This is a genomic window from Flavobacterium collinsii, from assembly GCF_902804485.1.
Lineage (GTDB): Bacteria > Bacteroidota > Bacteroidia > Flavobacteriales > Flavobacteriaceae > Flavobacterium > Flavobacterium collinsii.
In genome coordinates, this window is record NZ_CADCST010000098.1 from 1 (window position 1) to 24,865 (window position 24,865).

The window sequence follows — 24,865 nt, forward strand, 5'->3', positions numbered from 1 at the left end:
GCATAGATTTCTAAACCTTTATTTTCCTGACAATATTTTAGAGCATTTATCAAAATATTTTTTTGATTTAGTCTTGTAAATATATCTATCCATCCTACAGCAGTTATAGTTATAAAATATGCTTCCTCGGTCGTTGTTGCTTTGTATTTTGTAGACATTATCTTTTTTCTTACAAAAATAAAAAATATGACGAGAAATTTTACTTTTTATTTGTGGGAGGTTCAAGGAATAACTTTGTGGGCACAGATTACAAATCTGCGCTATCGTTGCGAAAATATAGCTACGTAAGCAAGACTCACACGAAATATCTTATATTTGAATCATAAAACTTAAGCCTCGATAGCCCGGATTTGCCGTGCGCACAAAGATTGGCTTTTTTTTAATGATTTCTATTGCGTCTTACTGTTGCGGGCACGGATCTTCTAACTAAAATTTTACAAATTGAATACACTCATTAATAATCTACTAATGAAAATAGAAATTAATAAAAAGTACCAGTCAGGTTTAATCGCAAATACTGACCTTCATGCTGGGGGTTTGTTTTTTTGTATAATCTACCAAAATCAACTAGAGTTTTTTGAGAATGGTAAAGTTGAGCTAACAAAAAAGATCGTTGATGCCTTTCGCCCTATGGATGAGCACGATGTTAAACATTTACAAAATTATAAGATTGTTGGAGACTACTCCTTTAATGATAGAGGATATTTGGTTTGTAAGTTTGAGGATTTATTTTGGACATTTACCGGATTGTCTACCGAAAAAGATAGTTCAATTATTCCCTTTAACATTTATGATAGTCGCTTACTAAATAGTTGGGGAGAAGTTTATAAACTTGAAGAAATTATTTAGTGACAGCGGTTTTCAAATATTATTCCCCGCTGGCACAAGTGAAACGCTCGCGCCAGGAAAAGTCTATTTTTTTTAAAAATTCTAAAAATCAAACAAAAACAACTCAAAATGAAAATCTTAAAAACCTTATTTATCTTAGCATTCTTAACATTCTTATCCTGCAAAAAAGAAGACAAATCATTTGAAACTCCCGAAAAAGTGGCTGCCCACACATTGGAAGTTCTTAAAAATATCGATAAAAAAACTAACGAAGAATTCCTGCAAGAAGTAATGACCTATCAGGAGCTTAAAGATTTGGCCAATAACCCAAATGCTAAACTTGGTGAAATTGTAAAAAGCAAGTTCGAATCTGTATCACAGGAAGCGTTTACAGATACTTCAATAAGAGATTTTAATGATATTAAAGAAACTGGTAAAACTTATAATATTGACTGGAGTTCTATAACATTTTCTGAGTTTAAACATTTGGTTATTGAATTTGGCAATATGAAAGGTTTAAGAGTAGAAACATATTTCAAAAATAAAGACGGTCAAATTTACTTTGTGAAATCACAATCATTTTATGATGGAAAAGGCTATAGAATCGTAAAATTAGCCGAAATAGTACCAAAAAGGTAATTGAACCCCCGCTGGCACGAATGTCCCGCTCGTGCACGCAATTTTACACTTTTTCCTCTTTTATAAATCCCCCTTCAAATAAACCTTATGCAAATCATCCAGCAGTTCCATTTCTTCTTCTGGTAAAAGTTGCAGGGCAATTTCCAGTAAAGTCATTACATGAATATCTGAAACCGATACAATACTTGACAAATTTCTGGCATCATCATTAAGCAAAATAATACTTGCTTTAAGTAAATCTGAGACCATTAGATTTAATTCGTTGTAACCCGATACTTTTAACGGTATGCTAAACGAATTATCACTATAATTTTCCGGTTTTAATTTGTTGAATTTATTTCTTCTATTCATTGATTCTAAAAATTCTAAGACTTGTTTTTTATGTTGCATTTCCATGATTTATTATTGTTTTTCTTCGGAACCAAATTAGAAATAACAGATTACTTTTAAGTGATTGTAAACAACCGGTTGTATTCAACCTATTGTTTTAAAACTATTTGCAAACTTTTTTTCAATTCAAAATCTATAAGAGATATCATATATTTGTTAGCGACAAATCTTCCGAAAATCAATTGTGAAGAAATAGCGTTCCCGAACAAAATACACGACCATGCATTTGAATACAAATAAGAACATTGAAGAGCAGATAGAAAATCTAACAATAAGTTTACTTGAGATGGTAAATCTTTATTGTTGGAATGATATATCAGAAAATCTCGTTTATATTCTTTCAGATATTTCAAAAGTAGAAGGCGAAAACTTTTTTATTCAGCGCAGGAATAAAAATAAGCTCAATAAAAATACAAAACCTAAAAATTTTAATGAAGCAATTTTAGATCTTAAAGAAATTTATGATTCAATTTATGACATTAATCTATATGTTTACAAAGCTGAAAAACATCAAACAATTATTGATATCAGATATTTTCCTAAAAGCGAACTTGATCCCGATCATTTAAAAACGGTGGTTAACAACACGCCAATGTTGCATTGCAAAATAGCCCATCCTCCCTATTTCAAAAACGAGGAAAAGAAATTTGATGTCAATTGGGAATTAGGTGGAATAAACTACCATTGGAATATGTTTTGGTGGAAAGCAAACTATAAATGGCACAGACACATTACTTCTTCAGGCAGTTCGAATAAAAGTTAAACAATTAAAAATTTCGGTTGAACCACACGCTCCGAAGTGTTCTTTCTTAAAAGCAACTAGCTTCGCACAACAATTTAATTTAAATTTTAAAATATATTTTGAAATCAAATTAAATATAATATCTTTGCACCTTTAAAATTCTGTTGCATCCTGGAGTTTTAGAAAGAGGGCATAAGTTGAAGCAGCTAAATTTATGCAGAAAGATCTGAAAACTTATTAATTTCAATACTATGAAATTTTTTAAGAAAAAGTATCGATGGATTTGGCAACTATTGATCAACGTTTTAATATTTTTACTATCAAATTAGCATACTACTAATACTTAAATGGATTAGATTAAAAAAGAAAACCTCATCAGAAATGATGAGGTTTTTATATTTTTTGGAATTCCCTCTCTACAAGCTGTCCCCAAATCATACAAGTTTACATTCTCAATCCCACTTCCGAGATGTTTTAAAAGCCGCACAAATTCCTCTACTGGTGCGAGCTTCCTCCTCATGAACACAGGCAAAATAACCTAAAAAGAATATCGCTTCAATCAGGATTGTGGAAATTGATTCAAAAGTTCAATTACGGATTTCCGTAAAATACCTGAATCATAAGAAGTTAGTTTTGGATAAATATTTACAAAGACATTTTTTAAACTTATTTAAATCCTCAAACAATAAAAAACTAATACCACAAAACATGAATGATCTTATAACAAACGGAAGTGAAATTAAACTAAGAATTATTTCTGAAATAAACAATGCTAAAGAATGCATCTATATTGCAATGGCTTGGTTTACTGACAGAGATATTGCAATGGCAATCATTGAAGCAAAAAACAAAAATGTACTTGTTGATGTCATTCTTTCTTCAAATCTTCAAAACGAAACTGTAAAATTAATGCTAAAAGGTGCAGACATAAGTGTTCACGCTTTTGAAACAGGAGACACTAGAGGTGTAATGAATCATAAATTTTGTCTCATAGACAATAAAATTTCAATTAACGGTTCGTACAATTATTCTATCAATGCAAGCCACAATAACGTTGAAAATATTCAAGTCTCGGATGACATTGCGACTTACTCTAACTTCTTATCAGAATTTGAGCGTTTAAAATATAATATTGATCACAATATTGGTATAAATATTAACGTCTCCCCACCTCTTCCCATTCCACAAGTTCAAGCACCACAGTCTATAAATATTATAGACACTTTTTCGCAACAGTTGCATAATCTTGTTTATTCGGCTGCACACATTAGCACGGAAGAATACAAAAAGAAAGGATATGAAAATTCAAAAGAAAGTAACGGAAGTATTGATATTTTCAGAACCGAATATCTCACTATCAAAGAGGAAATTAAAACTTATGCAACCGACGACGGTTTAAACAATAAAAAAAACATCTTAACTTCTAACATCACAAACGCCTTTGAAAGAACAAAAGAAAATCTGGAAATAGAGAAACAAGATAAAATAATACTTGAGAAACGAAATAATGAACTTGAGAAGCGACAAGTTAAAGATAAAATAACCGAATTAAAACAAGAGAAATCGATTCTAGAATCAGGCAACCAAAATACTGGCGAAAAAGGATTATTGCAAATCAATAAGGAAGTTGAAAAAAACAAACTTGAAAGAAGAGCATTGGAACAATCTTTCATAATAAAAAAGTTTTGGACGATTGGTAATATACTAGTACTATTTGCATTAGGCGTGTTTGTTTTTTATCTATCAATCTTTTTTGCTTCAGCTATTTATAAAGTGTTTTTTGAAAGTAATGCAATCCGTGATTCTTTACAAGCTGGAATAACTCCAGGAATTCCACAACTTGTTGATGCAAATGCCATAATTAAAATATTTAAGCAACAAGGTCCTTTATTCGGATTTATTGCTGCACTTTTCTTTCTTATTCCGATTTTATTGTCAAATCTAAAAATTCTCGGAAGTGAAAATAAGATTGTAAATAATCTTTTGTTTTGGGTTGGCTTAATAATATTTGACTTGGTAGTCTCAACTATGGTAGCATTCAATACAGACGAAATAAAAGGTTTATTAGTGGGAAGAGAATCAAAAATGCAAATTTGGGAGGTTGTACATCGTGGCGAGTTTTATTTGATTTTTGCATTTGGAATGTTTCCTCTGATACTTACACATTTTCTAATTGATTTTATAATCAATGCCTATAAAAAGTCGCAAAGAGAAATTGTTGATGCTGAAAAAAACAGAAAAATTCAATTTTTGGATGAAGAAATGCTGGAATTAAACGCAGATAAAGAATCACTTACGAGCAAAGTCAAAGAAAATGAAGATTTGACTAATGAAAATAACGCTAAAATTCTGAAGTTGGAAACAGAAATAAATAATTCTGAAAATCAAATTGAACATAAATATACCGAATTACAAAAACAAATTAAGATCATATTTGATGACCTTAATGCCAAAATAGTAAGCGGTAAACTCTTTACAGATGTAATCTTCGACAGTGTCATTGCGGCCTATAAATCAGGCTTTATAGAGCATCTTCCAAAGTATTACGCTACAGATGAAGTAGCAAACAGAGTCAAAGAAATAGAACAAACAACAATAATATAATAGCTCATGAAAAAAAACATACTCCTTTGTTCTGCTTTACTTATGTTATTATCATGTACTCAGGAACATAAAAAAACGCAACTTCTCTACCAAAATATAGTCATTATTTCAGATCTATCAAGTCGCATAAACAATAAGCCATGTAAAGATATAGATGAAATTCATAAAATACTTCATTTTTTTAAAACTGAATGTGTTAAACCTGGCGAAAAAATTGGGGATCAGTCATCTATCTCCTTTTCTCCATTTTCAGAGAAAACTATTACATCTATTGATATAGGCAAAATTAAAGGTTTCAAAGAAAAACAACGTTTTATAAATTCTACAGAAGAATACAGAAACAAGGGATTGGAACAAAAATTACTTGATTTTCAAAGAGATGTCAAATTCACCTATACAAACACACACAATGACGGATTAGACTTAATTAGTATTTTAAGTGAAAAAATTGCAAACGAACCGATCACTAAAAAAGATACTATTTTAACTGATGGTATAGATACCACATTAGTGAAGTACAACAACCATCTTTATGTTTTCACAGATGGCTATTTAGAATACATCGACAACAAAAGAAATAGTCAATTCTATTTTAGCAATTCTGAAATAGACAAAGTAAGGCAATTTTGTAAAACTAATAATGTTGATATATCCAAAGCCCTCGAAATAAATAGTTCGTTATCCTTGCCACCTAATAAAAGTATTAAAAATCAATACATCAATCTTCATGTACTAGAAACGCACGAAAGAGATAAAAATGATAAATTACAATCTTACAAGTATCCTAAAGGACAAAGAGATAATGAAATTCTACAAGCTGTATGGAAAAAATGGGCAATGGAAAGCGGTTTTAAAAGTTTTGAATGGAAAAAATATTAAGAAAAACTCATAAAAAAGTATTCGAATATTTGAGCTACAATAGCGCAAATCCATTCAGAGAATTCTCCCGACTTTAAACTTACTCTAATCAATCACCAAGAAAAGTAAAACTATTTTAAACGGAATATAGTAACCAGGTACGAAGTCAAGAGGCTTCGTACCTGAAATACCCAAAAACTGTCTGTAAAATGAGTTCATATTTATAATACCGAACTCCTGTACCATAATATAAAACCTCCAGGCCCTTTATTCACTACATATTTGTATTCATTTTAAAAATTAAAAAAACGCAAATATGTACAACGTAATTTCAAAGTTCAGATTTCTCTTTTCGATAAGCATTTGTTTTTGCTTGTTCTCTACCCTGGTTTTTTCGCAAAACAAAATCCTATTTGTAGTTTCCAATCAAGACTATTATGGAACTTCACAAATTAGAACCGCCAATCACTTTGGGGAGATTGCTGTGCCATACGATGTATTCACAAAATCAGGATTTACAATAGATTTTGTAAGTCCTAATGGCGGAGCTGTCCCTATTGGCTATATCAATGCTTCGGATAGTATTCATAAAAAATTCCTTTACAATCCTTTTTTCATGAATAAACTCAAAAATACGATGAAACCCATCGAAGTTGTTCCTGAAAATTATGGTGCTATTTTTTATGGCGGCGGCGGTGCGGCTATGTTTGGCGTAGCCGAAAACACTGTAATTCAAAATCTTGCAAGACAAATTTATGACAATAACGGAATCGTTTCGGCTATTTGTCACGGTACGGCTGGTTTGGCCTATTTGAAAGACACCTCAGGTAAATCACTTTATGCGGGCAGAAAAATAACCGGTTTTGCAGATCAATTTGAAGACAAAAAAGAGGACTATTACAAAACATTTCCTTTTGCCATTGACCAGGCCATAAAACAAAATGAAGGCAACTTTGTGCATTCTGATAAATTAGGAGAAGGCTTTTATGTTACAGATGGCCGTTTTGTAACAGGGCAAGACCCCAGCGCAGGATCAAAAATGGCTTCTGAAATAATCAATCTTATCGAAAAAAACAAACTTGCTGTACAACCACAACCAATTAGAAATCTGGATAAAGTATTCTCGGAGTGGGATAATTCTACGGCTAAATTGGGTGTAGCAGCAGGCCTTTTAAAAAAGGGGCAAATCGTGTATTTAAAAGGTTTTGGAAGTGCAGATTTAACCCATGAAATTCCCATTAATACAGATACCAAATTCCAAATAGGAGCTATGGCCAAGCAATTTACTGCCTTTGCTGTTTTGTTATTGGAAGAACAAGGAAAATTGTCTTTATCTGATGATGTTCGTAAATATATTCCGCAACTACCCGGTTTTGGATCTAAAATCACCCTAAAGCATTTATTAAGTCAGTCCAGTGGTTTACACGATTTTTTAGCTTTAAAAGAAATTGCAGGCTGGAGAGAGAAAGATGTTTTTACACAAAAAGATGCTTTAGATTTAATTTTCCGTCAAAAAAAATTAGATTATGAGGCAGGAACAAAATTTTCACATACTTCTTCCGGACTTATTTTATTAGCCGAAGTAGTTAAACAAGTTACTGGTCAAACTCTTGCTGAATTTTCTCAGGAACATATTTTTCAACCTTTGAAAATGGCCAACACGCTGCTTCGTGATGATAATGAGATGATAATCCCCAACGCAGCTGTTTCGTATCAAACCACTAAAAAAGGATTGAAAAATAACCTCATCAATCATTCCATTGTCGGAACGACCAATCTTTATACTTCGGCAGCCGATTTGAGCCGCTGGTATCTCAATTTTGAAAATCCCAAAGTTGGCAGTAAAAAACTGATCGAAAAACTAACTTCTCCGGTTACTTTAGATGATGGTAAAACTACTTTTAATCCAACGTTTGGAAGACTATTATATGGACAGCAGTACCTACATGCGGAACGTGGTGTTCCAAAAATTTGGACGTACGGTTTAGATGGCGGTTATGCAAGTAATATTTTCATATTCCCCAATCAAAAAGTTACTTCGTTTGTACTTGGAAACAACAACAGATACAATGGCAGTCTTGCTATGAATATGGCCGTTGAAGTACTCGGAAATACCTTTACTCAACCGCCCAGCATTGATTTCAGTAAGCTAAAAACCGTTAAACTATCCGGCAAACTTTTAGAAACCTACTCAGGGAACTACTGGGATAATGAGAGAATGGCCGGACGCAGGATTTATGTAAAAAATGACACTTTACGCTATCAGGAATTGGGCAATGCCAATGAAAGTAAATTAGTCCCTATAGCAGAAAATAAGTTTCAAATGATAATTGATGGAGATGATATCATTATAGTTCAATTTCGCAAGGAAAATGGCCATTTGAAAATGATTTACACTTCTGGTGAAAGTGATGAATATGTGTATGAATACTACAGCCCTAAAACCTATTCTGCTACTAATCTGGATGAATTTTCAGGAACCTATTACTCACAGGATTTAAAAGTAAGTTATACTCTGGCTCAAAATGAAAATGGCTTATTTACAAACAATAAAAATCAGCCTCTTATCAATTTAACTCCTATTCAGTCAGATCTGTTTCTAAGTAGTGCCCGAAATTTAGGAGGTATTCGGTTTATTCGCGATAAGCAGCAAAAAATTACAGGATTTTACATAAATTCTGACAGGATTAAGAATTTACTTTTTGAAAAAATCTAAAATTATGATGCGAATCTAAAGATTCTGTGATACCACCCGACTTTGTACAGCAGTTTAATTTAAAATTAAATCCCTGCAAAATGAGTCTGTTTGTATAATATCGAACTCCTGAATCATATATTTAGAGCTCCAGGCGATTTATTAGTCACATATTTGTAGTTCCCAATCAAGTTGGGAGACTCAGCATAGCTAAATAATATCTTTGCCTATATGGAAAATGGAATTTAGACTTTATGAATTAATTTAGTTCCCAAACCATTTTATGAATTGTAAAACTAAAAATAACGAACAGCTAAATGAAATGCGCAAAAGTCTCTTAAAAGACATTTGCGCATTCTTACTATAAAAAAGCTCTTTCAAGGCTATTACTTTCCTTTCGGCACTCTTTCTAAATATTCTGTTTTTTCTTTTTCAACCGCTATTTTTACCCTTTTATTGAACTTCGTAAAGCGCTTGCGCAATTTTCACTAAATCACCTGTAAGATCCTTTCGGTCTTCATTCATAATACTACAATTTACAAGAATGATGCGTCCAATCTTATTTTTTAAATCAATTGAAACAGAGGTAGTAACTCCGGGATCATTCCCGCCATGGCTGATACTGTGAATCTTATCGTATGTCCAAAAAACGGCTTGATTTTCAGGGCCTTCAAATTTTAAAGGAAACGCCCCTTCACTAAATTGTTTCTGAAAAAGCAACTGATAGTACTCATCCCCTAATATATCTGATTCATTCTGATAGCCTTCGATCATTTCTATAACAAACGAAGACAAATCCTTTACTGTCGAACGCAAACTACCGTCCGGATATGTAACACAACTGTATGTTTTTAGCGTTTTGTCAGGATTAATAAAATCTTTATGTGGTGGCTCATCCTCTGGATATATTTCATATAAAGTTGCATATTTTTTGGCTTTCTTTTCATTGTAAAACCAGTGCGTATTTTTAAGTTCCAAAGGTTCAAATAAATATTTTTTAGTAAATTCATCAAAAGAAATACCTGACTTAATTTCTATCAGATGAGCCATTAAAGCAGACGCTATATTCGAGTAATTGTACTTCTTACCCGCTTTATGAATGTCAAAGTTACGCTTTGAATACAATTTGCCGGATGTATCTAAATAATCTTTAAGAAAAACATCCAGCGCTATATCCGGTCTTTTATTAAGTTGATAAGTACTATAGTAAACCTCTGTAACATCAATAATACCAGAAGTATGAGTAAATAAATGTTTTACTTTTATTATATCGTCCGGAAAGTTAGGATTAATTATCGGATAGGGTAAAATTTCATTGATAGGCGTTTCAGCTGTAAAATACCCTAACTCAATTGCTTTCGCAACCGAAAAGCCTATAAAAGTTTTACTGACAGATGCAATTGGCATGATCGTTTTTTCGGTAAACGGTACTTTGTCTTTGGCATTTGCCCAACCATAACCTTTAGAAAAATAAACAGAATCACCTTTTACAATTCCCACAGCAAAGCCCTGAAAACTGGATTCTTCAAATATTTTATTTAATGTAAGGTTTAATTTCTTAGTCGAAATTTTAGCTGCCGATAATTCTGTTTTTGAATTCATACTTTACTTGATTAGTTTAATAGTTCATTTAAAATTATAACCAAACCAAGATAATTATAAGGCGTAAGCTATTTCTTAATATTTATGTTAATTAAGATAATTTTATCAGATGCCATTTCTTTAAATAATTTCTGGTATTCAAATACTTAGAAGACAAGAATACCAATAACCACAAGTAATCAAAACAAGTTATCTTTTTTTTGTCAATATTGTAAACTTGAATTTTAATCCCATTAGAATATATATTTAAAAAGAAGATCCATCGAAATTAAAATCACGCTGCGACAGCACAATCGACCTTTTTTTGCTCCATAATCTGCATATCAATTATTTTTTGAGCTACAGTTCCTCTTTCGAATAAGCGAATAAACTTAAAAACGGCACTCACAAAATAACCGGGGTTTGAAACTAAACGAGCAATTTGGGTTATTCTCACGTCTCTTTCATGTGTACAGGATTCTCTTTTGTCTTCCGGAACCGCTACAAATTCGTTTGCAAATTTCCACGCGCCGTCTCTCGCGGTTTCCATACTAAAATCAATAAAAAAGGTATCTACTTTGCCTGTTACTTTAAGTATCCATGTGAGCGTTGGCCAAATTTTAATCAGACACTTTTCTACACTTCCTACGAGACTGCTTAAAATGGTATTTATTTTATCGAAATCCGCTTTTAAATCCGCTATGTCTTCAACTGTACTGATCTCAGCGGCAGCTATACCCAAATCCAAATTTATATGAGCATTCATTCCGAGTAATAAATGCTGAAGAACGATCGGCCAAAACTTTTCGGCTTGTTCAAAGGCAAAACCCCAACATTCCGATGGTTTCTCTTTGGCTTTATATTGGTAATACGCCTTTAAATACCGATTGGCAAAAATAACATCCAGTTTTTCCATTCGTTCTCCATTTTGAAAAGAGCCATTTTGGATACCTTCTTTTACTTTTACGGTAACTTCACGGTATAGGGTAGCAAACAAACCTATAGCGCTTTGTTCTATTTTTGACAGGGCTATTATTTCATCCAGTAACTGAATGACTTCGTCTATTGTTGTAGCTTGTTTTATATTCATTTCTAATGGGTTAAGATTATTTTTGGCAGAACGAATATAATTATTTTAATCTTTCAAAATGTCTTTTTTGAAGCATTTATCTTGTTATTTTTCAATTTAAGAAAAAAGAAGAATCTCCTATTTTATTCGTACATGCTTTTCTTGTCTTCATACCTAAAAATGGAGCGTTTAAGACATTTTTTAAAAAGCCAGTTTCTTAATTACCTACTTTCAACTATTCAAAAAGAGATAACTACAAAAATTAACTAAAGACCCCCACTATGAAAACTACAAAAAAAGTATTGCTTTTAATCACCCTTATCTCACTCTGTGCCTGTAAAAAGGATCCAAAGACAGAAAAAGACACTTATACAACTGTAAATAAAAGTGCCGCTACTTCTACTTGTTTAGCTCCTGCTAATTGGTTTAGGATTGTAAACAACACCCGCCAGACTCCTCCGCCAAATGAAGGACCAACAAGCGTATTTGCTAACAATACAACGGTAACAAATTGTGACTTTCATCAATGGTCCTGGCAAAAGTTTCTTTGGCTCACCAATGACGTCAATGGACTGCCATTATTTATGCGTAAATTAATTCAGGTGACTGCGGAAGGTAAAATAGTAGATTCACGTGAAGGAATTGTTCTAAGAGATACCGCTCAGGCAAGTTCTACTACTGATATTTTAAAAACGCCTAAATATAAATCGGGTGTTCCTAAATCTACTACGGTCTATTATTCTATATTCACGGATAGTCTTCTCTACAATGCAATGCGAAAATATGGTCCAATGGTAAAAAGAGACCCCTCCCTAGTGAAAGACAAAACTTTTCCTGTAGGCTCATTAGAACTTAAAACCTCCTGGATTGATGCGAGTGCTCTTAAAGATCCTTCTACTTATTTTATTACTCAGGGTGTAATCAATGGAGTAAAAAAAAGAGTAGCTCTTTTAGGGATGCACGTAGTGGGAGTTGTAGAGAATCATCCCGAATTTGTATGGGCTACTTTTGAACATGAAAATCTTGCACCTGCTTATGATTGGTCAAAAGCCACACCAACAACTGATGCACCGGTGACGAGTAAAATTGATTATCCTTTTTTTAATAAAAACGACACTGCAACCGTTAAAAATATAACTACACAAAATGGAATTTATACAGATGTCTTTTCCCTTTACAAATATGGTGTTCCTGTTGAAAAAGTAATAAAAGGTTCTCACAATGTTCAGGTTTATATGCAAACGAGTCAAAATGGTTCACAAAACTTCAATAATATTCGTACTATCAATCAAAGCGTTAAAACACAGCTGAAAGGTATCTGGAATAATTATTTTTACAATGGCTCATTATGGATTAATACAGCCGGATACAACACCACTCAGGCCCAGGCAGCTCTATTAAATTCGTTATCTGATACTCTTTCAGACTCTAACCCTGGAAAATTAACCAGAGGTTCTGTTGCAGCCTACAATATTACGATGGAAACCTATGTTCAGGCAGGATTTAGTCCAACAACAATAAACAAAACTTCAGTTAACGATCTTGTTAATTGCTTCTTTTGCCATAATACATCTCATAAAGGAGTTATTTCTCCCCTTAATATAAGCCATGTTTTTACAGGATATGTAGGCAATCTGAAGGGGTTAAACAGAACACAAATCAAACAAGAACATGTTAATGAATTCTTGAGAGAATCTAATTTGCGTCTAAAATTAAAATAACCCAATAGCAAACCTTTTACTTTAAGGCAAAGCTGAAATTTATAATTACAAAAACCACAAGCTTCTGTTTGTGGTTTTTATGTTTTATTCATGGGCAATAAGATTAGAAATATCCAGAGTTTTTTCACGCAGATTCCGCAGATTTTTACTTTAATTCTTTCTGTACAGATCTTTAAACACATAGAAACATAGCTCAAAATGCGCGTAAAAGGTGTTTCACTTAAAATAAACCGCATAGCTATGTACTTCTTTTCTCTCCCAGATTTTGCAGATTTAAATAAATTTTATAAAATCACTCCACGCAAATCTGCGGAAACAAAAAACCCTTTGTCCCTTTGCACCTTTGCCTCTTTGTAACTTTATAACTCTATAATTTCAATACCACTTTTAAAATTCCTAATTTCGCTTCGAATAAGAAAGAGAAAAATGAAGGTCTGTATTGCTGAGAAACCAAGTGTAGCACGTGAAATCGCATCCGTTTTGGGAGCTAATACCAAACACGACGGGTATTTTGAAGGCAATGGTTATGCTGTAACTTACACTTTTGGGCATTTATGCACCTTAAAAGAACCCAATGATTACAAACCCCATTGGAAAAGCTGGGATTTGAACAACTTACCCATGCTTCCTGAGAAGTTTGAAACCAAAGTGGTAGAAAATTCAGGAATCCAAAAGCAGTTTAAAATCGTAAAAAGTCTATTTGACAAGGCCGAAGTAGTTATCAACTGCGGGGATGCCGGGCAGGAAGGAGAACTTATTCAGCGTTGGGTAATGAATGAGGCGCATTATAAGGGTGAAGTACAACGTTTGTGGATTTCGTCTCTAACCACCGAAGCCATCAAAGAAGGTTTTGAAAACCTGAAACCCTCCGAAAACTATGACAATTTATTTTATGCCGGATTTTCAAGAGCCATTGGCGACTGGTTACTGGGAATGAATGCTACGCGTTTGTATACCGTAAAACATGGCGGTTACAAACAAGTATTGTCTATTGGACGCGTGCAAACACCAACATTGGCCATGGTTGTCGACCGATTTAAAGAAATCGAAAATTTTAAACCTCAGCCCTATTGGGAATTACAAACTTTATACAGAGAAACACTTTTTAGCTACGAAGAAGGACGTTTTCTGAAAAAAGAAGACGGAGAACTTTTAGCCAACAAAGTCAAAGAAAGTGAATTCGAAATTGTTTCTGTTGAAAAAAAGAACGGAAACGAGTACGCTCCAAAACTATTTGACTTAACGGGATTACAAGTATACTGCAATACTAAATTTGGATTCTCGGCAGATGAAACGCTTAAAATCGTTCAAACTTTGTACGAACAAAAAGTAGTTACATATCCCAGAGTCGATACCACTTTTTTACCAAATGACATTTACCCAAAAGTACCGGGAATTCTGCAAAAATTATCCAAATATGCCGAATTAACGCAACCTCTTTTGGAGAAAAAAATAAAAAAATCGCCAAAGGTTTTCAACGATAAAAAAGTTACGGATCACCATGCAATTATTCCAACCGGAATAGAAGCTCATTTACAATTCAATCAGCAGCAAGTCTACGACATTATTACAAGACGTTTTATTGCCGTATTTTATGACGATTGTCTGGTCGCTAATACCACAGTAATTGGAAAAGCAGCCGAAGTGACTTTTAAAGCCACCGGAAAAGAGATCTTAAAAAAAGGATTTCGCGTTGTATTCGAAGATCCAAACGCCAAAGAAAAAGAAGCCGACTTATTACCCAGTTTTGTGGTGGGCGAAAAAGGCCCGCATGAACCTTCGTTTCTGCAAAAAGAAACCAAGCCACCCAATCAGTTTACCGAAGCAACTTTGTTACGTGCCATGGAAACCGCAGGTAAACAAGTCGATGATGAAGATCTCCGCGAACTGATGAAAGAAAACGGTATCGGGCGTCCGTCAACAAGGGCCAATATTATCGAAACACTTTTCAAGCGCCAGTACATCGTTCGAAACAAAAAACAGGTTTTACCAACACCAACAGGAATTCAGCTTATTGATACCATTCAAAACGAACTTATCAAATCGGCTGAACTAACGGGTTCCTGGGAGAAGCAATTGAAAGATATCGAAAAAGGAACTTATACCGCCGGAGCATTTATAAAAAACATGAAACGCATGGTCGAAGCTCTGGTTACCGAAGTGCGAAGCGAAACCAGACACGCCAATATTTCTCATGCTGCGACGATTGAAAAACCAGTTGTAAAAGCAGAAAAAAAGAAAGCTGCGGGTATTCTGGCTGAAACCTGTCCGAAATGCCAAAAAGGAAACCTTATAAAAGGAAAGTCGGCCTTTGGATGCAGCGAATATAAATCGGGTTGCGATTTTCTCCTACCCTATACTTTTGCTGAGAAAAAAATATCTGAGAATCAATATTTAAGACTAGTCCAAAAAGGATCAACAGTAAATATAAAAGGTTTCAAAACTGAAGAAGGAACTGTTGAAGGTTTGATTCGTTTTGAAGAAAATTACAAACTCAGATTAGAAACGAAAAAAACAGCTCCGAAAGCAAAAACTGCCGTAGCATCAGATGCCTTAACGTGTCCGAAATGTAAAAAGGGTACCGTTCTGAAAGGAAAAACTGCCTATGGTTGCAGTGAATATAAATCAGGTTGCGATTTTAAAGTTACTTTTGATGACGTCAGAACCAAACTAAAAGATCAAAAACCAACGAAGGAATTGGTTTATTCGATACTTTGTGAATTTTGATAGATGTGAAATGTTAGAGGTTAGAGGTTAGAGGTTAGAGGTTAGAGGTTAGAGGTTAGAGGTTAGAGGTTAGAGGTTAGATGTTAGATGTTAGATGTGGGACGTTAAATATGAATTACGTTACTATTTTACTTTTTGCTTTTCACATCTCACTTTTCACATCTCACTTTTTAAAACAAACCATTCTTTTTCATACTTTAGTACTTCCATTTAAAATCAAAACTCATAAATATGTTTCAAAAAATTACTCTCTTAGCTCTTGTTTTAGTTGCAGTTTCTTGTCAAAAAAAGGAATCCGCCGAAAAAGATAAAATCAAAGTTGCAGACTGGCTCATTGGGAACTGGGAAAACAAATCTCCAGAGGGTGTTCTGACCGAAAACTGGCAAAAACTAAACGATAGTACTTTTAGTGCTTCCTCCTATTTCATAAAAGAAAAAGACACCATTCATTTCGAAACTATCGTTCTAGCACAAAAAGACGAAACGCTAACTTATATTGCAACGGTGAAAGGCCAGAATGATGATAAACCAGTAGCTTTTCAATCGACTGCTGAATCAGACAAACAATTGGTTTTCGAGAATTCTAAACACGATTATCCGCAAAAGATAACCTATACAAAAGGTGCGAATAATACTTTAACTGCTGAGATTTCAGGGAATTTAAACGGTAAACCAAGTTCGGAAAAATTTGTGATGGTAAAGAAGTAATAAGACCAACGCGTTATGTTCATAATTCTAGTTTTTTCTTTTTTTGGTTTATGCATTTTAGTGAATTTAATATTGTATTTAAAAAATTCATTTATCCCCAAGTCTTTTATATTAATTGAAAATGAAATTGTTTCTTTTGAAGAAAGAATAAAATGGCGTGACACGAACGGAAATCCTAGTACTCCGGAGATTAGAAAAACATATTATGTTCCAATCGTTGAATACACTTACAATGATAAAAAACATGTTTATCAAAGTAAAATTCCGATAATGTTAGATAGTCCTAATTTTAATCTAAAAATGTTATTGTACATTAATCCTGAGAGCCCTACAGATGCCAGACATAGATTTAAAAAATAGCAAGCAAGAATTATACAACGGATACAGTAGACATAATGAAACCAAGAGCATTATAATTGATTTCATTAATAATAAAATCTCTTCATTTATTTTTAGATATAATAGAACAGACAAAAATTCGCTTGTTTCATATAGCACTTTTGATTTTAATTTCTGCTACATAGAAAATGAGATAGAAACGGAATTGTTTTATATAAATTGCGACCATTCAAGAAAAACGTTACTTTCCTTTTTAGAAATTCTTCAATATATCGAAAATAATTACGATGTCAGCCTAACAAATGAGTTTTATAATGATGGCTATTTTTATGATAAAAAAAATGAAGAAATAGTTAGATATTTATATCGCTAAATACTTTTAAGTAGCTAATATCCCTTTTTAACCCGGGTTTATTTTTTTTAACATTCTATAAAACAATTCTAACGGATTAAAATCCATCGCTACAAAGTAGTTCATTCTTCCGGAATTAAAAAAACTCAGAACCTTAGCAACTTAGCATCTAAGCCCCTCAAAAAAATCACTCGTTTTCCCCGATCTTATTCACCATAAAGATCATGAGTATTCCTAAAAGCGCCATTACCAAAAATGCCCACTTCATACTTAAATATTCGGATATAAACCCTACCATTGGCGGCACCAGTAAAAAGCCAAGATAACCAATAGTAGAAATCGACGTTAAGGCAGAACCACTACTTAGTTTTGATGATCTTCCTGCGATACTAAATACAAGCGGAACCACACAGGAAACCCCAAACCCAATCAAGACATAGCCAAAAATAGTCGGGTAAGCAAACGGCAGGATAAAGCAAATACCAAATCCTAATGTGATTAAAACACCACTGTAAAACAGAATTCGTTTGGTACCAAATTTCATTACGCCATAATCACCAAACAAACGTCCAAGAGTTACTGCTGTTGCAAAAAAGACAAATGCTGCACTGGTTAACTTTGGAGAAGCTTTTAATATGTTTTCAAAATAAATTCCGCTCCAATCGTACATCGTATTTTCGCAAGCCATAGACACAAAACAAATCAGGGCAAACTTAACCAGATTTTTTTCGGGCATCGAGAAGAACTTCTTTTTAACCGGTACGGGTTCATTATGAATACTCAGTGGGTAAAAACAAGCGGTTAGTGCGAGCATAAAAACACTTACTCCCAGTAAATGATGTGACGGTGCAATATGTTGTGTTACCATTACGTATCCCAATCCCGCTCCCGAGAAAACTGCTATACTCCAAACGGCATGAAAACGGGTTATAATAGAATGTGGATATAGTTTTTGAACCTCCAAAGATTGTGCATTAATAGATAAATTGAAAATATTACGCGACGCACCAAAGATTAAAAGCACAATAACCAACTGCCACACAAAAGCAACCAATCCAGGTAAAGACAATACAATATTAAACATGATTGCTCCCAGCAACATAACATAACGGCTGCTGTATTTATTCAAAAGCTTTCCTGTAAAAGGCATCGTTAACATTAAACCAATCGGAAAGGCAAATAAAACTGCTCCAAACTGAGCTTCGGACAAATGCAATTGCGCCTGTATGTGTGGAATACGGGATACCCAGGAAGAATATCCAAATCCCGAAAGGAAAAAAAACACAGTATTGGCCAAACGATATCCTTTGGCAGAATACTGTAGTTTTTTCAAGAAAGGTAAAATCATATCAAGAGCTTCATTTTAAAACACAAAATTAAGGCATTCAAAGTGTAACTTCTACCCTTTTTACGTTTTTTAATAAACGTCAGAAATTTAATTCATTCCAATCATTCCTCAAAGAAATTAAAAAAAACTACCCCAGATTTAACTCAAAGTTCATGAAATCAAACTAAACATTATTTGTTAAAGAAATATTAATTTTTACATTTGCACTGTTTTTATTAATTCTAAATAAAAATAAAGCTCTAACCAAATATTATAAAATGAAATATTCTTTTCAGAAAACCTATCGTTTTCTATTTACAGTCAGTTTCTTTTTTTCTGTTCTTTGTTCATTTGCCCAACAAAACTTCGGAAAAATAAAAGGAACGATAACAACATCTGATGGCGATGCTGCCGCTGGAGTAAATGTCATTCTTAAAAACTCAAAATACGGTACCGTTACTAACGACGATGGTACTTTTGAACTGAACAGAGTAAAAGCAAATACTTATACTTTGCAAATATCTTTAACAGGCTACGAAACTACAGAACAAGTTGTAGTTGTTACTGAAACCGAAACATCCGCTGTTAATCTACAATTAAAAGTTTCTAACAAAGAATTACACGAAGTTGTCGTGAATGGCAAAAAAAGCATCTTATCTAAAAAAACCGATTACGTAGCAAGAATGCCACTAAAAAATCTGGAAAACCCTCAAGTTTACAGCGTTATTCAAAAAGAACTTTTACAGGAACAAATTGCAATAGACATTAGAAGTGCAGCTGTGAATGCACCCGGTGTAACCACAAAAATTTATCCATCAGGGGGACTTGAAATTTCATTTAGAGGTTTTAGCACCGGTGTCAATGCACGAAACGGAATGGAAAATATGACGGGGCGAAGCTCTATTTCTATTGATAATGCAGAACGAATTGAAGTTCTTAAAGGTCCTTCGGGGACTTTATTTGGGTCGTCTGTTTCTTCTTTTGGAGGTGTTGTAAATTTAGTTACCAAAAAACCTTTTGAAACTAAAAAAACAGAAGTATCCTATACTGGAGGAAGTTTTGGATTAAACCGACTAGTGCTTGATGTTAATACTCCTCTAACACCTGATAACAACGTATTGTTTCGATTAAACGCTGCGGTAAATACCGAAAAGAGTTTCTTAGACTATGGTTTTAGCAAAACATTCCTGATAGCGCCAAGTCTTACTTACAAAGCAACCGATAAACTAACCTTAAGTATTGATACCGAAATCTACAATGTAAACAACACACGTCCTACTTACGGACGTTTCTACGCTCCGGGAATTACAAATCCAACGGATTTAAAGGTAGACTATAGAAAAAGTTTATTTCACGATGACCTTGATGCCAAAACTTCATCAACAAAAGTTTTTGTTCAGGCAGAATATCAATTGGCAGAAAACTGGAAATCTACTACTGTTTTCTCTTTTATAGATGAAAATGTAGATCGCAGTTATCAATATTACACCCAATGGACTTCACCTACAGAAGTAAAAAGAAGCGTATCCCGTTTTGGTCCAATATTTAATCAATTTACGAATATACAAGAAAACATTAACGGTCAGTTTTCTACCGGAAGCATCAAACATAAACTTTTATTAGGGACTAATTACAGATTCTCAAAAGGTACTTTTAATTATGGTGCCACGCCAGTTCTGGACACTATCGATGTCACAAAACCTTTTGATCCTATCCGAAAAAAACAAGTTGATGCAGTAGTATCTCAACTTACATGGGCAGTTCCGGACGAACAAATATTTAGTATTTATGCCTCAGATGTGATAAGCTTTACAGATCGTTTATCAGCCATGTTGAGTCTTCGCATGGACAACTTCGTTCAGAAAAAACTGGAAGACACAAAGGGATATAACCAAACTGCTTTATCTCCTAAATTAGGTTTAGTATACGAGGTTGTTAAAAATCAGGTTTCTTTATTTGGAAATTATATGAATGGTTTTCAAAATTCGGGTCCGGTAAATCAGCCAGACGGAACCTTATTAATATTAAAACCGGTTTATGCCAACCAATACGAAGGTGGGGTAAAAGCAGAAGCATTCAATAAAAAATTAAGTACAACATTAAGTTACTACAACATTACGATTGATAATGCTACAAGAACAACTTCTGAAGGATTTAGTGTTCAGGATGGTAAACAAGTGAGTAAGGGAATTGATTTTGAATTTATTGCCAATCCGGTTGAGGGTTTAAATGCTATGCTTGGGTATGCTTATAATGACAATCGCATCGTAAAATCATCTGATGCTGCTATTGAAGGAAATAAAGCCAGCGGAGCTCCGGAAAATGTAGTTAATTTTTGGATATCATATAAATTTCAAAACAAATTAAAAGATTTAGGACTTGGTTTTGGAGGTAATTATGTAGACAAACAATACAAGTTTGAAGACCAAAGTTTTTACAGCCCATCTTATTCTGTTTACAATGCGACCGTATTTTATGATAAGCCAACATGGAGAATCGGCGTTAAATTCAACAACATAAACAATAAAAAATACTGGGACTCTTATGGAATGGCGCAAGCTCCTGCTAACTTATTAGTAAACTTAACTCTTAAGTTTTAATATAATTTGCAATAAAAAAACACCTCTACTTTAGAGGTGTTTGCATTTAAAAGAAAACCAGTTCCTTATTAATTTCCCGCAATTATTCACTGATAACATTAACCAATCAAAAAAATCATGAACAACTTTGAAAAACGAATTAAAAATTCTCAATTCGTAATCTATCTCTTTTTACTCTTTTCTTTCAGTGCTTTTGCTCAGCAAAACAACGGAAAGATTAAAGGAACAATAACAACATCTGATGGCGAACTGGCTGTTGGCGTTAACATTATCCTTAAAAGTTCAAAACACGGTACCACCAGTAATGAAGACGGTGCTTTTGAATTTAACAGAGTAAGACCAAACACCTACACTTTGCAAGTTTCTTTAGCCGGTTATGAAACTCTGGAACAGGAAGTAATTGTTTCGATCAATGAAACTACAACACTTAACTTACAGTTGAAGGTTTCAAACAAACAGTTAAAAGAGGTAATCATTACCAATAATCGAGGAAAAACTTTTCCTAAGCAAAGTACTTATGTTTCAAAAATGCCTTTAAAAAATGTCGAAAATCCACAGGTTTACAACATTGTTTCTTCTGAATTAATTAAGGAACAAGCCATTACAAATTATGAAGACGCTTTAAAAAATGTACCCGGAATTCAAAAATTATGGGAATCTACAGGTCGTGGCGGCGATGGTGGTTCGTATTATAGTCTTCGTGGATTTGAAGTCCAGGCCAATATTGTAAACGGATTACCGGGTTTAACAAACGGAAGTTTAGATCCCGCAAACGTTGAACGCATCGAAGTCATAAAAGGTCCATCCGGAACTTTATTTGGCAGCAGTTTAGTGAGCTACGGCGGACTTATTAATACCGTTACCAAAAAACCCTACAGTGGTTTTGGAGGCGAAGTATCTTATCTGGCCGGAAGTTTTGGTTTAAACAGAGTGACTGCCGACATCAATACTCCACTGGACGACGCAGATAATGTTCTTTTCAGAATTAATACTGCTTATCAAACTGAAAATAGTTTTCAGGATGCCGGATTTCGTACTTCATTTTTTGTAGCTCCTTCCCTTTCATACAAAGTAAACGATAAGCTTTCCTTTTTGATCAATACGGAATTAATGCTGGAAGAAAAAACAACGCCGTCAATGCTGTTTTTAGGCAGAGATTCTGCTTTGCAATATGCTAACTTAGCCGAATTAAACTATAATACCGATTTATCTTTTTACAGCAACGATCTATCAATAAAAAATCCAAGATATAGCCTTCAGGGACAGATGACCTATAAAATTTCTGAGCAATGGACTTCACAGACTGTTTTATCAAGAAGTTCATCAAAATCAAGAGGTTATTACAGTTATATCTATGACAATGAAAACGGAAATAAAGATTTTGGATTTAATATCACCAAAGAACAATCACAAACTGTAACGACTGATATTCAGCAGAATTTTATTGGAGATTTCAAAATTGGTAACATGCGCAATCGTCTTGTGGCTGGTCTTGATTATTTTGAAAGAAATGTAATGAGTGGAGGTTCCGGTTATGGCCGTCTTTACAACATTACCGCACAAGGCGAAGTGAGACAATTAGACCCTGCCGCCCCTTATTATCTAACGCAAACATCTGTTGACAAACTACTGGCAAACAGACCGGCAGGAAACTTTAATCCGCAGGACGCTACTTACAGTGTATATGCTTCCGACGTGCTTAATATTACATCAAAACTGTTAGCGATGGCAAGTTTAAGAGTAGATTATTTTGATACTAAAGGTGATATCAAAAATAAAAATGACGATTATACACAAACCGCTTTGTCGCCAAAATTCGGGTTGTTATACCAGCCAATTGAAGACAAATTATCTGTATTTGCCAATTATATGAATGGTTTCAGAAACATTGCACCAGCCGTAAATTATGATACTGATGGTAATTTAATCGGAACCAAAACTTTCGAACCGGAACATGCCAATCAATTGGAATTTGGTGTAAAAGCAAATGTTTTTGAAGACAAATTAAACGCAACTATTAGCTACTACAATATTAATGTAGCCAATTTGGTAACCAGCAACCCATTGTACAGTTCACAAGGTGGTGAAGCGCAAAGCAAAGGCTTTGAATTTGATTTAAATGCCGCACCAATAAAAGGATTAAGTATTATTGCTGGATACAGCTATAACGACAGCAAAATTACAAAAGGTGATGTTGGTAATGTTTGGCTGGAACAAGGCAAAAGGCCATTTTGGTCAGGCCCAAAAAACCTCATAAATCTATGGGCAACTTATAAATTTGAAGAAGGTACACTCGAGCATTTCGGTCTAGGTTTTGGAGGAAATTATGCGAGTGAAAATGCCATTTTGGACAGTTCTAAAACCGGAAAATTTGTATTACCGGAATATACTGTTATTAATGGTTCTGTTTTCTACAATTCAAATAAATTTCGCGTAGCCTTTAACATCAACAATATTGCCAACAAAGATTATTTTAATGGTGGATGGTCAACCCTAAATCCGCAAAAACCAAGGAATATTGTCGCGAGTTTCGCCTACAAATTCTAATATACTATTCTCTGAATATAAAAGAGAGGCTAATTTAAGTTAGCCTCTTTTTATTTTTTTAGCTTACTGGGCAAATAGCCAAAAGTCTTTTTGAATGCTACTGTAAAATGCTGTGGATTTTTATACCCAACCTCTTCTGAAACAACAGCAATCGCGAATCCTTTTTCTACGATTAACTTTTTGGCATACTCCATTCTTATCGTAGTCAGATAAGCAAAAACCGAGACTCCGTAAATTTGCTTGAAATATTTTTTTAATTTAAAAGTGTTTAGTCCAATATTCGCAGCAAGGCCGGAAAGACTGTGATTCTCTCTAAATCGGCTTTTTAGAATGGTTTCCAGCTCTATGATCTTAGAATAATCATACGGGCTTAATTCTGCCAATTCTTCTTTGTTTTCATTTTCATTAATGATTGTAAACAAATACGAAATTATCTCTACTACTTTCGATTCCAAAAAAGCTTTTTTAATAACTCCACTGTAAGTACAGCCTGTTATTTCGGTTATTATTTTTTGCAATTGTGGCGAAATCACCCGACTCTTATCCCACATCAGAAAGGCAGTTTTTTTCTCAATAGCTTCAGCCAATAGCGGAATTGCTTCTTTTAAATTAGAGTGAAACAATTGCTGCAAATAATCTGTCGTAAAACTTATTTCGACCGTTTTTCTTTTTTGAGTCCTAAAGTTCAGGTTTCCTTTGATTACTGGTAAATAGAAGAAATTGTAATGTCCTTGAGGAATGTAGATTCTTTTTTCTTTTTTATTATCAGGGCAATATTCATTATCCCCTTCTATTTCAAAGTGCAGTTTTATAAACGAGAAATCATGTTCTACAGCTACCGAATAGAAATCTTTTGCAATTGTTACATCTTTAAATTCCAGTTGTACCCCATTTAATGTAATACTTGTTAAGACTCCTTTTATGCCATTAAAATTATGTTCTTTTCGCTCTTCAATTAAGGTTTCACTAAACGGAATAGGATTGTCAATGAGCAGCACTCCGTCTTCATAAATTTCGCTTCTTAACTGACTTTTCATATAATTCCTTTTGCGTTTATTTTAATCCTTTTTACGGCTTTTGCCGATACCTCTATACTATACTTTTGCGTAAAATTATCAAAATTTTAATCAATCTAAAT

General features: G+C 33.8%; 17 protein-coding genes and 1 pseudogene. 12 read left to right on the forward strand and 6 right to left on the reverse strand.

Annotated features, from left to right (window positions below; translation table 11 throughout):
• Nucleotides 1-158, reverse strand: a pseudogene (locus FLA105534_RS23835) (REP-associated tyrosine transposase); the annotation flags it as partial.
• A 310-nt stretch (nt 159-468) separates the two neighbouring features.
• On the opposite strand from FLA105534_RS23835, the gene FLA105534_RS14975 reads away from it, so the two are divergent.
• Both FLA105534_RS14975 and FLA105534_RS14980 read left to right on the forward strand, forming a co-directional pair.
• Complete coding sequence (locus FLA105534_RS14975; RefSeq protein WP_173966929.1) at nt 469-849, forward strand: hypothetical protein; 381 nt, start codon at nt 469-471, stop codon at nt 847-849.
• Between the two features lie 108 nt (nt 850-957).
• Nucleotides 958-1,467, forward strand: a complete 510-nt coding sequence (locus FLA105534_RS14980) for a hypothetical protein (protein ID WP_173966930.1) — start codon at nt 958-960, stop codon at nt 1,465-1,467.
• Nucleotides 1,468-1,527: 60 nt separating this feature from the next.
• On the opposite strand, the gene FLA105534_RS14985 is transcribed toward FLA105534_RS14980, so the two are convergent.
• On the reverse strand, nt 1,528-1,863 hold the full coding sequence (locus FLA105534_RS14985) for a hypothetical protein (RefSeq protein ID WP_173966931.1): 336 nt from the start codon (nt 1,861-1,863) through the stop codon (nt 1,528-1,530).
• Between the two features lie 214 nt (nt 1,864-2,077).
• On the opposite strand from FLA105534_RS14985, the gene FLA105534_RS14990 reads away from it, so the two are divergent.
• The 4 genes from FLA105534_RS14990 (at nt 2,078) to FLA105534_RS15005 (ending at nt 8,777) form a co-directional block, all read left to right on the forward strand.
• Nucleotides 2,078-2,620 carry a hypothetical protein gene (locus FLA105534_RS14990; RefSeq protein ID WP_173966932.1) on the forward strand — a complete coding sequence of 181 codons (543 nt, stop codon included), beginning with the start codon at nt 2,078-2,080 and terminating at the stop codon, nt 2,618-2,620.
• A 687-nt stretch (nt 2,621-3,307) separates the two neighbouring features.
• The gene (locus FLA105534_RS14995) at nt 3,308-5,203 is read left to right on the forward strand and encodes a phospholipase D-like domain-containing protein (RefSeq protein WP_173966933.1); all 1,896 of its coding nucleotides are present in this window, start codon (nt 3,308-3,310) and stop codon (nt 5,201-5,203) included.
• A gap of 6 nt (nt 5,204-5,209) precedes the next feature.
• Entirely contained in the window at nt 5,210-6,082 is an 873-nt protein-coding gene (locus FLA105534_RS15000) for a hypothetical protein (RefSeq protein WP_173966934.1), read from the forward strand.
• Nucleotides 6,083-6,377: 295 nt separating this feature from the next.
• Nucleotides 6,378-8,777: a serine hydrolase gene (locus tag FLA105534_RS15005; RefSeq protein ID WP_173966935.1), complete on the forward strand. Its 2,400-nt coding sequence runs from the start codon at nt 6,378-6,380 to the stop codon at nt 8,775-8,777.
• Nucleotides 8,778-9,209: 432 nt separating this feature from the next.
• On the opposite strand, the gene FLA105534_RS15010 is transcribed toward FLA105534_RS15005, so the two are convergent.
• A complete protein-coding gene (locus FLA105534_RS15010) occupies nt 9,210-10,358 on the reverse strand; it encodes a serine hydrolase domain-containing protein (protein ID WP_173966936.1) in 1,149 nt (382 codons plus the stop codon).
• A 274-nt stretch (nt 10,359-10,632) separates the two neighbouring features.
• Nucleotides 10,633-11,427, reverse strand: a complete 795-nt coding sequence (locus tag FLA105534_RS15015) for a DUF5995 family protein (RefSeq protein ID WP_173966937.1) — start codon at nt 11,425-11,427, stop codon at nt 10,633-10,635.
• A 260-nt stretch (nt 11,428-11,687) separates the two neighbouring features.
• Between FLA105534_RS15015 and FLA105534_RS15020 the strand changes: the two genes are divergently transcribed.
• The 4 genes from FLA105534_RS15020 (at nt 11,688) to FLA105534_RS15035 (ending at nt 16,922) form a co-directional block, all read left to right on the forward strand.
• On the forward strand, nt 11,688-13,127 hold the full coding sequence (locus FLA105534_RS15020; protein WP_173966938.1) for a hypothetical protein: 1,440 nt from the start codon (nt 11,688-11,690) through the stop codon (nt 13,125-13,127).
• 426 nt (nt 13,128-13,553) lie between these two features.
• A complete protein-coding gene (locus FLA105534_RS15025) occupies nt 13,554-15,854 on the forward strand; it encodes a DNA topoisomerase 3 (protein WP_173966939.1) in 2,301 nt (766 codons plus the stop codon).
• 231 nt (nt 15,855-16,085) lie between these two features.
• Nucleotides 16,086-16,562 (forward strand): DUF6265 family protein, encoded by a 477-nt coding sequence (locus FLA105534_RS15030; RefSeq protein ID WP_173966940.1) that lies wholly within the window; start codon nt 16,086-16,088, stop codon nt 16,560-16,562.
• A 15-nt stretch (nt 16,563-16,577) separates the two neighbouring features.
• Nucleotides 16,578-16,922: a hypothetical protein gene (locus tag FLA105534_RS15035; RefSeq protein ID WP_173966941.1), complete on the forward strand. Its 345-nt coding sequence runs from the start codon at nt 16,578-16,580 to the stop codon at nt 16,920-16,922.
• A gap of 518 nt (nt 16,923-17,440) precedes the next feature.
• On the opposite strand, the gene FLA105534_RS15040 is transcribed toward FLA105534_RS15035, so the two are convergent.
• Nucleotides 17,441-18,601 carry an MFS transporter gene (locus FLA105534_RS15040; RefSeq protein WP_173966942.1) on the reverse strand — a complete coding sequence of 387 codons (1,161 nt, stop codon included), beginning with the start codon at nt 18,599-18,601 and terminating at the stop codon, nt 17,441-17,443.
• A gap of 257 nt (nt 18,602-18,858) precedes the next feature.
• On the opposite strand from FLA105534_RS15040, the gene FLA105534_RS15045 reads away from it, so the two are divergent.
• Both FLA105534_RS15045 and FLA105534_RS15050 read left to right on the forward strand, forming a co-directional pair.
• Nucleotides 18,859-21,180, forward strand: coding sequence for a TonB-dependent receptor (locus FLA105534_RS15045; protein WP_173966943.1), 2,322 nt, complete (start codon nt 18,859-18,861; stop codon nt 21,178-21,180).
• A 117-nt stretch (nt 21,181-21,297) separates the two neighbouring features.
• Nucleotides 21,298-23,727: a TonB-dependent receptor gene (locus FLA105534_RS15050; RefSeq protein WP_173966944.1), complete on the forward strand. Its 2,430-nt coding sequence runs from the start codon at nt 21,298-21,300 to the stop codon at nt 23,725-23,727.
• A gap of 50 nt (nt 23,728-23,777) precedes the next feature.
• On the opposite strand, the gene FLA105534_RS15055 is transcribed toward FLA105534_RS15050, so the two are convergent.
• Complete coding sequence (locus FLA105534_RS15055) at nt 23,778-24,764, reverse strand: helix-turn-helix transcriptional regulator (RefSeq protein ID WP_173966945.1); 987 nt, start codon at nt 24,762-24,764, stop codon at nt 23,778-23,780.
• Nucleotides 24,765-24,865: the final 101 nt, after the last annotated feature.

Coding starts and splice junctions, on each gene's coding strand:
- FLA105534_RS15030 (WP_173966940.1), top strand. CDS start 16,086: ATGTTTCAAAAAATTACTCTCTTAGCTCTTGTTTTAGTTGCAGTTTCT.
- FLA105534_RS14990 (WP_173966932.1), top strand. CDS start 2,078: ATGCATTTGAATACAAATAAGAACATTGAAGAGCAGATAGAAAATCTA.
- FLA105534_RS14985 (WP_173966931.1), bottom strand. CDS start 1,863: ATGGAAATGCAACATAAAAAACAAGTCTTAGAATTTTTAGAATCAATG.
- FLA105534_RS15025 (WP_173966939.1), top strand. CDS start 13,554: ATGAAGGTCTGTATTGCTGAGAAACCAAGTGTAGCACGTGAAATCGCA.
- FLA105534_RS15000 (WP_173966934.1), top strand. CDS start 5,210: ATGAAAAAAAACATACTCCTTTGTTCTGCTTTACTTATGTTATTATCA.
- FLA105534_RS15055 (WP_173966945.1), bottom strand. CDS start 24,764: ATGAAAAGTCAGTTAAGAAGCGAAATTTATGAAGACGGAGTGCTGCTC.
- FLA105534_RS14975 (WP_173966929.1), top strand. CDS start 469: ATGAAAATAGAAATTAATAAAAAGTACCAGTCAGGTTTAATCGCAAAT.
- FLA105534_RS14980 (WP_173966930.1), top strand. CDS start 958: ATGAAAATCTTAAAAACCTTATTTATCTTAGCATTCTTAACATTCTTA.
- FLA105534_RS15015 (WP_173966937.1), bottom strand. CDS start 11,427: ATGAATATAAAACAAGCTACAACAATAGACGAAGTCATTCAGTTACTG.
- FLA105534_RS15020 (WP_173966938.1), top strand. CDS start 11,688: ATGAAAACTACAAAAAAAGTATTGCTTTTAATCACCCTTATCTCACTC.
- FLA105534_RS14995 (WP_173966933.1), top strand. CDS start 3,308: ATGAATGATCTTATAACAAACGGAAGTGAAATTAAACTAAGAATTATT.
- FLA105534_RS15005 (WP_173966935.1), top strand. CDS start 6,378: ATGTACAACGTAATTTCAAAGTTCAGATTTCTCTTTTCGATAAGCATT.
- FLA105534_RS15040 (WP_173966942.1), bottom strand. CDS start 18,601: ATGATTTTACCTTTCTTGAAAAAACTACAGTATTCTGCCAAAGGATAT.
- FLA105534_RS15050 (WP_173966944.1), top strand. CDS start 21,298: ATGAACAACTTTGAAAAACGAATTAAAAATTCTCAATTCGTAATCTAT.
- FLA105534_RS15045 (WP_173966943.1), top strand. CDS start 18,859: ATGAAATATTCTTTTCAGAAAACCTATCGTTTTCTATTTACAGTCAGT.
- FLA105534_RS15035 (WP_173966941.1), top strand. CDS start 16,578: ATGTTCATAATTCTAGTTTTTTCTTTTTTTGGTTTATGCATTTTAGTG.
- FLA105534_RS15010 (WP_173966936.1), bottom strand. CDS start 10,358: ATGAATTCAAAAACAGAATTATCGGCAGCTAAAATTTCGACTAAGAAA.